The organism is Acidimicrobiales bacterium, assembly GCA_036491125.1.
Lineage (GTDB): Bacteria > Actinomycetota > Acidimicrobiia > Acidimicrobiales > AC-9 > AC-9.
Map to the genome: position 1 here is coordinate 1 of DASXCO010000010.1, position 10,313 is coordinate 10,313.

The following is a 10,313-nucleotide window of genomic DNA, read 5'->3' on the forward strand; positions in this document are numbered from 1 at the left end:
TAGAGCTCAGCTACAGCGGAGGAACGATAGTCAGCTATTTGGGGCAGCGCTGGTGCGTCGCCAGTTCGGGTCGCGACCAAGGCCAGCCGTCAGCCCTGCTGTGAGGCTCGGCCTCCTCGGCGAACTCGATGGGAGGCGCGAACGCTGGAACGAAAGCGTGCCCGAGGCAGCCCGACGATGGGCTGTGGTCAACCGCCTTCCCGCTCAGCCTGTCGAGGTTACCGTGAGCCCCACACTGACTCGGACTACCTACGGCGTCGAGGGACATGCCGACGAGGTCACCCTGTGGACCGCTCGCGGCGCAGACCATACTTGGCCTGGTGCGCGGGTCGGCTTGATCTTGCGGCTGCTGCTGGGTCGCACCACGAATGAGATCGACGCGACGGCGAAGAGTTGGTCCTTCGCCGAGCGGCGTGCGGCTGCCTTCTGAGCCGCTGCGGCGGTCTCGCTGGGGAGTCCTCACTGCCTGACGCCGTCACCTCAGCGTCAGACGCCGGAGCGCGATTTCTGCGCGTACTGCGTGGCGAAGAGGCGGTAGCCGAGCTCTGAGAGCATGAGGCCGGAGACAGCGGCTATGGAACCCTGAGCCACCAATCTCACGACGAAGTACACGACGAAGGGCTGTCGGGACAATGCGTCGACGCCGAACAAGATGGCACCTGCGACGATCAAGGGGAGAGTGGCCAAGGCAGCCACTATCCAGAAGTGATGTCGAACGACTTGCGCCGAGCGTCGCAGCGCTTCGATGCCGGTTCGACCCTCGAACCTGATCGCGGCGCCCGCTAGCGCCAGATGGGTGAAGATGACGAAACCCGGCAGGATCAACAGGACAAAGCCGACCCCCGAGCAGAGGCTGACGAGCAGGTCAGCGCCGATGAGGCGCCCGTACGGCTGGGTGCGCAGGACGTACCAGGTGTTTCTGTCGGGAAGACCGTGCTCAGTGGCGCCAATAGCCCGGCCGAAGTACCCCGCAAGGAACATGACACCGAGGATGTTGACTGCTCCCAGGGCAACCTGGACGAGCGCGACTGGCCAGGAAGTGACGGGGTCGAGAATGTGGTCGACAAACGCCTGTGCCAGACCGAGGCCCCCGAACACGATCACGGCGGCTCCGACGACTCGAGCAAACCGCCGCCTGCCCGCCCGCAACGCGGCGCGGGCGACCTCGCCCACTCTGAGGGATGGCGGGACTTCGCCAGCCTGGGCAAGCAACCACTTCTTGGCGTCACTCACGGGCCGGTCTGCCGCACCTCGCGCTTGCCGACGCTCCCCCCTCGGCATGACGACAGGATAGCTGCCAGCGGACATAGACAACCGTGGTTGACAGTCTGACCGGACATCCTCGATACTTGGGCAATGCGGCGACCATCGGCGTGGTTCGTCATCGCCCTCGCGCTTGCGGCCGCTTCGTGCAGCGGTGGCGGTCCAGCCAGTTCGGGGAAGCGCGTCGTTCCTGGCTCGGCGACCGCACTCGATGTACCGGCGACTCGCCAGCCGTTGACGACCGATCCCCGGAGCCCCGTCGCCCACGACACCGAGACTGACGCCCTTGTCGCTCAGTCCGGCCGCCTGTTCGCCTCGGCCGATCAGTGGGAGTACCAGGGACCGTCGCCGGCCGGCCAGATCCTCGTGAAGAGCTCGAGCACCAGCCCCTGGACGCTGTTCGAGCAGACCCAGTCCCTCCGGGTCGAAGAGACCCTGGACTCCTTCGCCGTTCCCGAGGACCAGGGCATGGGTTCCGGGCATTCGCTGCTGATCACCCACGCCTTCGTCGACGGCCGGTCAGAGCTCCAGTGGTTGCTCGATCGGGCGCCCTCGTTCACAGAGCGCAATGCGTTCGACCTGCCAGCCACCGTTTCCGACGTCCGCTCCTTTGGTGCCCACGAATCTGGCGGCGTCTGGGCGGTCTACGCGGGAGTCGAGCCGACCGGGATCCTCCGGGGTACCTGGTCGCCGACGACGCACAACCTGACCTTCGATCCGACACCCGAGCTGACGGTGGCGCCGCCAGGATCTCCAGGTGTGCGATCCGGGAAGGTGACGGGTTTCGCGGAATGCGCCGGGTCGCTGTACACCTCCATCGGCACCAAGGTCTTCCGGCGCAATGACGCCAACCTCCTTCCGGGTGGGCCTCGCTGGACCCTCGTGTACCAGGCGGCACCGGTCGCCGCCTACAACAGCGGGATTCGCGGCCTGACCTGCGTCACCCACGAGGGGAGGCCTTCCCTTCTGTTGTCCACAGAGGGAAATGGCGACGTCTACCGGCTCGATCATTTGCCCGGGGGCGAGCTCGACAGCACTGGCACGCTGAGCCCGGATCAGCCGCTCGGGGGACTGGTCCCGACACTTGAGTTCTCACCGATCCCCGCCATCGGCCACATGCTTGCGACCCGGGGCACGCCGGTACCGGCGGCCGGCAGGGGGTCGGTGGCGTATGTGATCGCCGCCTACAACAACTTTGCGCCGGTCAAGCTGGGCGGGACCGATCGGCAGGCCTTCGGATTCGAGTGGGCGTACGGGGGATCCTGCCCTCCTGCTCGGATATGCGGGCCCACTGCTTTCGGCGCCGCAGTCTTCGATGCGGCGGCGTGCTTTGCCGTCCGTACCGACACAGGAGGCCCGTCGACCTACGCCCTGCGCTGTCTGAGCGGGCCTGACTTCACACCGTCGGCCACGCCGGGCAATCCAATTCGGTCGGGCCAGGCGCTGGTTTCCGTCCGGACCATCGCGCCGTCACCGTTCGGCGATGGGCGCCTCTACTCCGGAGGATACGACTGCAACTTCTACCCAGCAGACGGCACGGCGTGGATCGGCGCATCCACCCTGGCTTTGATCAACACCGGCGACAGCCCGACAAGGGAGTAGTCATGACACTGCTGCGAAATAGGCCATTCCGCGTGACCAAGCCGAGGTCGGCCGCGACCCTGGCTGCGGTCGTCGCCGTCGCGCTCGTGGCCAGTTCCTGTAGCGGCGGGTCGACGGCCAATGGGCAACGGGTGTCCGGAGGACCTACGGGCAGCTATATCGTGCCTGCCGGCATCCACAAGATCAAACATGTGATCGTGATCCAGCAGGAGAACCGATCCTTCGACAGCTACTTCGGTACGTACCCCGGAGCGGACGGCATCCCGATGCAGGGCGGAAAACCCAGCGTGTGCGTGACCAATCCCGCCACCGGGTCCTGCGATGCTCCCTATGTCGACCATGCGGACGTGAATGGGGGCGGACCCCACTCACAACCCAACGCAACGGCGGACATCAACGGCGGGAAGATGGACGGGTTCGTCGGGCAGGCCGAGGCCGGCCGGCGAGGCTGCTTGGATCCGACTGACCCGGCGTGCACCAACTCGTCGACACCGGACGTCATGGGGTACCACACCGAGAGTGACATCCCGAACTACTGGACCTACGCGAAGGACTTTGTCCTCCAGGACCACATGTTCGAGCCGAACGCTTCGTGGAGCCTTCCTGCACATTTGTTCCTGGTGTCCGAGTGGTCGGCCTTCTGCACCCAGCACAACAACCCAGCGAGCTGTGCGAACGCCCTGCAGACGCGACCCGCTGAACGGCCGGCGAACGCCCCGGCCATCTACGGTGGGCAGGCTGGGCCGACGAATGGCTCCAACGCGGGGAACAAGAGGCGTACTCCCATCGCCAATCAGGCCGGACAGCCCGTCTACGCCTGGACGGACCTGACTTATCTGCTCGACAAGTCGCATGTCGGATGGGGGTACTACGTGGTGAGTGGTACCGAGCCCGACTGCGAGAACGACGCCGCCGAGTCCTGTGCGCCCATTCAGCAGAACGCGAGCACACCCGGCATCTGGAACCCGTTGCCGTGGTTTGACACGGTCAAGGCCGACCACCAGCTGGGAAACATCCAGTCGGTCGACAAGTTCTACGCCGCCGCCAAGAGCGGAACCCTGCCGGCGGTGTCGTGGGTGGTGCCGTCGGGCACCGTGAGCGAGCATCCTCCTGCCCCGGTCAGCTTCGGGCAGAGCTACGTCACGAGCCTGATCAACGCGGTGATGAAGAGCCCCGACTGGGATTCGACGGCGATCTTCCTGGCCTGGGACGACTGGGGTGGGTTCTATGACCAGGTGGTGCCGCCGACCGTCGATCAGAACGGCTACGGGCTTCGCGTGCCAGGCATCGTCGTCAGCCCCTATGCGAAGAGCGGCTCCATCGACCACCAGGCACTGAGTTTCGACGCCTATGACAAGTTCATCGAGGATGACTTCCTGAAGGGGCAGCGGATAGACCCGGCCTCCGACGGGCGACCCGACCCGAGGCCGGATGTCCGGGAGAACCAGAAGGTCCTCGGCAACCTCACGGACGACTTCAACTTCAACCAGAGCCCGCATTCGCCGGTGGTCCTGCCCGTGCACCCCACCACGACGCTCACCGGTACACCCGGCCCCTCGCAGGTTCCCGCTGCCGCCAAAGCCGCCGACAATGACGGGTAGGGAGCCCGAGAACGATGGCGCGCGGGTATGGCCGGTTGGCGGCCATGGATTGGGCGTTACGGCCGTGAAAGCGTCTCAGCCGAAGGACTGGAGTCCCGACGCCGCGGCGAAGCCGAGGTGCCCGTTCCCATCGGCGCCTCCGGAGGTGAGGCCCAACAGGTCTTCGTAGCTACGGAGCGCCGAGTAGTGGTTGTACGAGGTGGCCGTCTGGGTGCTGCCGGCCCGGAGGAACTTTGAGTTGAGCAGGAGGGCCCCGATCTGGCCACCGCCGGGCGCGGTATTGGTGCTGGCGGCCGCGTTACCGGGAGCGGCGGTGTTGGGACCAGGCCTCTCGTCACAACACGCGGCGGCGTAGGCCGGGTCGCTCGCATTGACGTCAGCCTCGTCGAAGGTGACCACCACCAGCATGTTGCCGGACCGATACGCCGGAGAGCCGAGCACAAGCGGCATCCAGTGCTGCAGGAACTGATCCGCCCCGACCAGTCCGCCTGAGCGCCCGCCGCCACTGTTCGTGCCGGCACAGCTCGCGTCGTGGCCGTCGTTGCAAAGGTTCGGGGTGATGAAGCCGAATGACGGGGTGGTGTTGGTACTCGCAAGGTCGTGGGCCAGGTGCCCGTTCGGGCTGGGTGAGCCGTTCGGACCCAGGGTGCCGAGGGGGACGTCGTTGGCGGCGCAGAGCGCGGGGTCGTCGATCAGCGAGTGAAACCACACGAAGGGGTTATGGCGGGTGGCGTACTGGTCGGTCGGGGTGGCGACGACCGCTGTGGGGCCACCGACCGGCGGGTGGCCGCAGTCGGTGCCGCCGCTCGGGTCGGGGACGCCGCCGTCGCGGCCCGGGTCGTTGCCCATGTCTTCCTCGTAGCCACGCCATGCGGCCACGTGGGTTGTCGCGTTGGGCGGATATCTGGCGTCGAGCTGGTCGGCGATGGTCTGCACGGCGGTCGGATAGACGCAGCCTTGGCCGTCGACCTGTCCTGGATTTGCCGGCTGGTTCGGATCGTTGGTGCCCGGGCTCACGTTGACGAAGGCTGACCTGTTGGCGCTGCAGTCGTCCTGGGTGCTCCGGGTGGGCGCCTGCCCGGATACCTGGCTGATGTAGTTGTCGAGGCTGTTGTGGCCCGTGGCGTAGTAGTTCTGGAGAAGCTCGCCCTGCTTGCGCAGCACGCCGTTCAGGTAGGTGGCGGGCGACGCGGGTCCGAAGGTGGTGGAGAACGCGGTGTTCTCGAGGTCGATGACCATGACGTGGCTGATCGCTCCCCGAGGGAACCCGCTCGGGGTCGTCGTGGAGCCCGTGGCGCCCGTGCCGCTGGATCCACCGCCTCCACAAGCTGCTCCGGAAAGGACGAGTGCCGCGATCACGCCGAGGATCGAGACCGAACGACCTGCTCGCGTTGACACAACGCCCCTCTTCCGTGCGTCGCCGGCTACGGCGGTAGCAGCGCGACCTGCGATGGGCCTCAAGCTAAGCGCCTCGAGGGGAGCTGAGTCACATCGGCGACGCTCCCCTAGAGGTGTTCACTGCAGGGAAACCTGGTGTTCATGCGTGCCGGAACTTCACACGCCGTTTACCACATATCCGATCGGGCGTTCGCGGCTCACGAATAGGGTGCCTTCATGGAGAAGCTTGCCGCCGCTGACTGGCGCTCCCGAGGGGCGTCGATCGTCCAGTGGCTCCGACGGGCGGCTCCTGGGCGCGAGGGTGCCAACGAGGTTGGCATGCGCGTTCTCAAGCACGGCTCGACCGGGCTCTACCTCGCCCCTGACGGCGAATGGACAGCGGACAGCCGTCTGGCACATCGCTTCACTGACGATTACCGCGCCGGACGGTTGATTCAGCGGCACGCCTGTGAGATCCAAGCGTTCGAGCTGGTGGTCCCGCTCGACGCGAACTGACCGGGGGGCCGGAGCCACCGACCGCGCCGATCTCCTGCACGCGCTGCGGCTGCTCGATGATCTGACCGTGCCGTCAACGCATGGTCCCACCATCACAATGAGCCGAGTCGAGGTGTGGCGCGACCACGTCGGCCCCGTCCCAGCCCGACGGCTGTAGGGGGGACCCCCGGCAATCCGCAACCGGGGGTTGCGTAATCCACCGTGATGTGCAACCATGGGTTGCATGTCCAAAGGAGGAACGCCATGATCCCCGGCCGCATCGAACGAGACATCCTGATCGAGGCTCCGGTGGAGGTCGTCTGGCGAGCGGTGACCGAACCGGATCAGATCAGCAGCTGGTTCACCGACACCGCCGTGATCGATGTCCGCGAGGGCGGCGAAGGCACGCTCACCTGGAATGGAGGAGCCGCCACGAAGCCGACGACCGCTCGAATCAGCGTCGTGACTGTTGCACCGCCTCAGACGTTCTCCTTCCGCTGGGCTCACCCTGAGGGCGTCGAGGCGCGCCAGGACAACTCTGTCCTCGTCGAGTTCACGCTTCTCCCCGAGGGCGAGCACACCCGCCTGCGGGTCGTGGAGACCGGGCTTCTCGAGCTGGCATGGCCGGATGCGGACAAGGCCACGTACGCCGACGAGCACAACAAGGGCTGGGCGAGGCACCTCGTGAGCCTGCGTGAATACATGGTGCGGCCACCTGAGGAGTCCCCTCAGCGATGAGCGGCGAGAGCGTCGACGACGAGTTGTGGGCGGCGGTCGCCGATCCCTCACGGCGTCGAGTGCTCGACCTCATCGTCGGCCACGGGGAGGCGACTCCAACCGCGCTGGCCAGCGAACTGCCCTTCACTCGTCAGGCAGTGGCGAAGCATCTGGCCGTGCTCGAGCGGGCCGGCCTCATCGAGAGCTATCGCCGTGGCCGGGAGGTCCGTTACGTCGTCCGCGCCGACGGCCTCACCGCCGCCACGCAGGCGATGGCACGCGCCGCCGCCCGATGGGACAACCGGCTCGAAGCCATCAAGCGACTCGCTGAATCAGCACATCTCGACAACTCAGCTCGGACCGGTAGGAGGCAATCATGAAGGACGAGTCGACGAAGGTCCGGTGGCGGGACACGGTGCAGCTTGCGCAGGTCGCGCCGACGGGGACACTCGGGCTCGCCTCGCTGACGGCGACGCTCGGGCTCGCCGCCGCAGCCTGGGTCGTCGCGCTCGGGCAGATGCACGGGATGGACATGGGCGTTACGACACCGCTCGGTTCGTTCGCGTTCTTTCTCGCCCTGTGGGTGGCGATGATGGCCGCGATGATGCTGCCGGGTGCGGCTCCGGCAGTCCTGAGACGCGCTCATGCCAGTGGTCGTGTGCGCGCCGTGCCACTCTTCGTCGGGTCCTACCTTGCTGTCTGGACGCTCGTCGGTATCGCTGTCTACGCCGTATACCGGCCGCATGGGACGACTATCGCCGGCGCAGTGGCGATCGCGGCAGGCCTCTACGAGCTCACGCCGCTCAAGCAGCACTACCGCAGGCGCTGCCGCGAGAGCGTCCGCTCTGGATTCGAATTCGGGGTCTACTGCGTCGGCTCGAGCATCGGACTGATGCTGGTGCTGGTGGCCCTGAGTGTCATGAGCGTCACCTGGATGGCTGTGATCGCCATCCTCGTCGTGGCCCAGAAGCTGCTGCCTGCCAAGGCCGCAATCGACGTCCCGTTGGCGCTAGGGATCCTCGGACTCGGAGTCGTAATCGTCATCGCGCCCTCGTCGGTCCCCGGACTCATGCCACCGATGTGAGACGCCATTGGCTGGCACGACCCAAACCAAGGCGCTGTATCCACAAGAAGGAGAGAGACAAATGATCGATCACAAGACCGGAACGCGCGAAGAGTGGCTTGCGGCCCGGCTGGAGCTGCTCGAGGCCGAGAAGGCTCTTACGCGGCGCAGCGACGAACTGGCACAGCAACGCCAGGAGCTGCCCTGGGTTCGCGTCGAGAAGGAGTACCGCTTCGAGACCGATGACGGTACAGCGTCTCTTGCCGATCTCTTCAGAGGACGCTCGCAGCTCGTCATCTACCACTTCATGTTCGGAGCCGACTACGCGGCAGGGTGTCCGTCCTGCTCGGCGATCGCGGATGGCTTCGACGGCTCCGTCGTCCACCTCGCGAATCACGACGTCACGCTCTGCGCGGTGTCGCGTGCTCCGATCGCGCAACTGGAGGCGTACAAGCGGCGGATGGGTTGGAGCTTCCCGTGGCCGTCTTCGTTCGGCAGCGACTTCAACCAGGACTTCCAGGCGGCGGTCACCGAGGACGAATGGCGGTCGGGAGCCGTCGAGTACAACTTCCGCCGGTCGGACCTTCGGCCGCCAACCGCCCAGGACAGCGCCGGGCTCGACGAGTTCGCATCGAGCGTGGTCGGGACCGACTGGGCAACGTACAGGCGGGAAGGACCCGGGGTGAGCGCGTTTGCACTCGACGATGGCGTCGTGTACCACACCTATTCGGCGTACGCGCGTGGCTTGGACGGCCTCTGGGGCATGTACCAGTGGCTCGACCGCGCGCCACTCGGTCGCAACGAGGACGGCTTCTGGTGGCACCGCCACGACGAGTACCCGACCCGGTGACCCATCTGGAAGAGATCGTTGATGCCGATTCCTATGGTGCCTTGCGTGCGGCCAGCCAGGTGAACGGCTGTACGGCGCCCGTGGGCGTGGTGTGCTCCTCTCGTCGGGTAGCGACGAGCTGGAGGTCGCCACCCAACACCGTGAGCAGGTCTTCGGGTTCGTAGCGAGCGACGGACAGGCCGGAGCACCACGTGGGGCCGCCGGCGGCGAAGGTGGCGATCACGAGTGCGGCGCCTGGAGCAAGAGCCCTGCCGAGCAGGCGACGGTAGTGGGTCTGGTCGGCCGGGTCGACGAGGAAGTGGAAGACCGCCCGGTCGTGCCAGAGTCCGTACAGCCGGGTCGGCTCCCAGGTGAGCAGATCTTCGTGCAGCCACCGCACATCCCGCGCCGCAGGACCGAGGCGATGACGGGCCACCTCGATGGCGGGGGGCGAGACGTCGAGGACCGATACGTCCGTGAAACCGCCGGCCACGAGGCCGTCGACCAGGCTGGAGGTCCCACCGCCGACGTCGATGACCGCAGCGTCGAGAGGCACACCGAGCGCGCTGATGAGCTCCAGGGAAACAGCGGCGTGAGTCTGGTACCAGCTCAGCTGGGTCGCATCCTTGTCGTGGACCTCATCCCAGTGGCTCTGGTGCTCTTGTGCGACCGGGTCACCACGCTTCACAGCCCACAGTATTCCATCGCCTACTGCCGGGGTCCCTACTGTGTTCTCGCTCCGGACGCCGTCGAGCGGCTCCGAGCCAGAGGGTTCAAGGCGCGACGGCTCCAGGACGGAATGCCGGAATGGCGGCTCGCCGGTCTTCCCGTCGCCGTCGGTGATGACTGAGAGCCACCTCGACGCCAGCCACCTCGACGCCAGCCGGCGTTCGGGCTCAGACTGACGCGATGGGATTCTACGAGGAGCAACTCCTTCCCCGCTTCACCCACTTGGTCATGGGCCGCCATCACCTCAACCGTCCGATCGACCAGCTCGTGGGAGGCTCCGGGCTCGACTTGACCCGGATCGACCGCTATTACGTCAAGGGACCGCGGTCGTTCGGCTACATGTTCGAAGGCATCGCCACCAAGTCCTGACCCCGCTGGAGCAGCATCTGGGAGATTCCCCGAAGCGACCAGTGGCTCCCCCAACAAAGAGGGATCGCGACGGTCAGCTCCGATCCGTCCGGCAGCTTGGCCTGAATACCCTACAGGGGTATGCTGGGCGGAGGCAAGATGGCCGAAGGGAGAGTGATGCCCGGATACGCAGACAACAAGGATCGGGTGAGGACGCGCCTCCGGCGGGTCGAGGGTCAGGTCCGGGGTCTCCAGCGCATGGTGGACGAGGATGCGTACTGCATCGACG

At 66.4% G+C, this 10,313-nt stretch carries 12 protein-coding genes; 9 read left to right on the forward strand and 3 right to left on the reverse strand.

Going from position 1 to position 10,313, the window contains the following annotated elements:
• Window positions 1–486: 486 nt before the first annotated feature.
• On the reverse strand, window positions 487–1,233 hold the full coding sequence (locus VGF64_00575) for a hypothetical protein (GenBank protein ID HEY1633222.1): 747 nt from the start codon (window positions 1,231–1,233) through the stop codon (window positions 487–489).
• Between the two features lie 264 nt (window positions 1,234–1,497).
• On the opposite strand from VGF64_00575, the gene VGF64_00580 reads away from it, so the two are divergent.
• Together VGF64_00580 and VGF64_00585 are read left to right on the forward strand one after the other, a co-directional pair.
• Window positions 1,498–2,865 carry a hypothetical protein gene (locus VGF64_00580; GenBank protein ID HEY1633223.1) on the forward strand — a complete coding sequence of 456 codons (1,368 nt, stop codon included), beginning with the start codon at window positions 1,498–1,500 and terminating at the stop codon, window positions 2,863–2,865.
• Window positions 2,866–2,897: 32 nt separating this feature from the next.
• Complete coding sequence (locus VGF64_00585) at window positions 2,898–4,466, forward strand: alkaline phosphatase family protein (protein HEY1633224.1); 1,569 nt, start codon at window positions 2,898–2,900, stop codon at window positions 4,464–4,466.
• Window positions 4,467–4,541: 75 nt separating this feature from the next.
• On the opposite strand, the gene VGF64_00590 is transcribed toward VGF64_00585, so the two are convergent.
• Entirely contained in the window at window positions 4,542–5,864 is a 1,323-nt protein-coding gene (locus VGF64_00590) for a hypothetical protein (protein HEY1633225.1), read from the reverse strand.
• Window positions 5,865–6,080: 216 nt separating this feature from the next.
• Between VGF64_00590 and VGF64_00595 the strand changes: the two genes are divergently transcribed.
• The 5 genes from VGF64_00595 (at window position 6,081) to VGF64_00615 (ending at window position 8,968) form a co-directional block, all read left to right on the forward strand.
• Window positions 6,081–6,359: a hypothetical protein gene (locus VGF64_00595; protein ID HEY1633226.1), complete on the forward strand. Its 279-nt coding sequence runs from the start codon at window positions 6,081–6,083 to the stop codon at window positions 6,357–6,359.
• A 243-nt stretch (window positions 6,360–6,602) separates the two neighbouring features.
• Window positions 6,603–7,076 carry an SRPBCC domain-containing protein gene (locus VGF64_00600; protein HEY1633227.1) on the forward strand — a complete coding sequence of 158 codons (474 nt, stop codon included), beginning with the start codon at window positions 6,603–6,605 and terminating at the stop codon, window positions 7,074–7,076.
• Complete coding sequence (locus VGF64_00605; GenBank protein HEY1633228.1) at window positions 7,073–7,435, forward strand: metalloregulator ArsR/SmtB family transcription factor; 363 nt, start codon at window positions 7,073–7,075, stop codon at window positions 7,433–7,435. The genes VGF64_00600 and VGF64_00605 overlap by 4 nt, the downstream gene beginning before the upstream one ends.
• Window positions 7,432–8,139 carry a DUF2182 domain-containing protein gene (locus VGF64_00610; protein HEY1633229.1) on the forward strand — a complete coding sequence of 236 codons (708 nt, stop codon included), beginning with the start codon at window positions 7,432–7,434 and terminating at the stop codon, window positions 8,137–8,139. The genes VGF64_00605 and VGF64_00610 overlap by 4 nt, the downstream gene beginning before the upstream one ends.
• Window positions 8,140–8,200: 61 nt before the next feature.
• Window positions 8,201–8,968 (forward strand): thioredoxin family protein, encoded by a 768-nt coding sequence (locus VGF64_00615; protein ID HEY1633230.1) that lies wholly within the window; start codon window positions 8,201–8,203, stop codon window positions 8,966–8,968.
• A gap of 31 nt (window positions 8,969–8,999) precedes the next feature.
• Here VGF64_00615 and VGF64_00620 read toward each other — a convergent pair whose 3' ends face one another.
• A complete protein-coding gene (locus VGF64_00620; GenBank protein ID HEY1633231.1) occupies window positions 9,000–9,635 on the reverse strand; it encodes a class I SAM-dependent methyltransferase in 636 nt (211 codons plus the stop codon).
• Between the two features lie 221 nt (window positions 9,636–9,856).
• Between VGF64_00620 and VGF64_00625 the strand changes: the two genes are divergently transcribed.
• On the forward strand, window positions 9,857–10,045 hold the full coding sequence (locus VGF64_00625; protein ID HEY1633232.1) for a hypothetical protein: 189 nt from the start codon (window positions 9,857–9,859) through the stop codon (window positions 10,043–10,045).
• Window positions 10,046–10,201: 156 nt separating this feature from the next.
• The coding region (locus VGF64_00630) for a metal-sensing transcriptional repressor (protein HEY1633233.1) at window positions 10,202–10,313 on the forward strand (112 nt) is incomplete at its 3' end.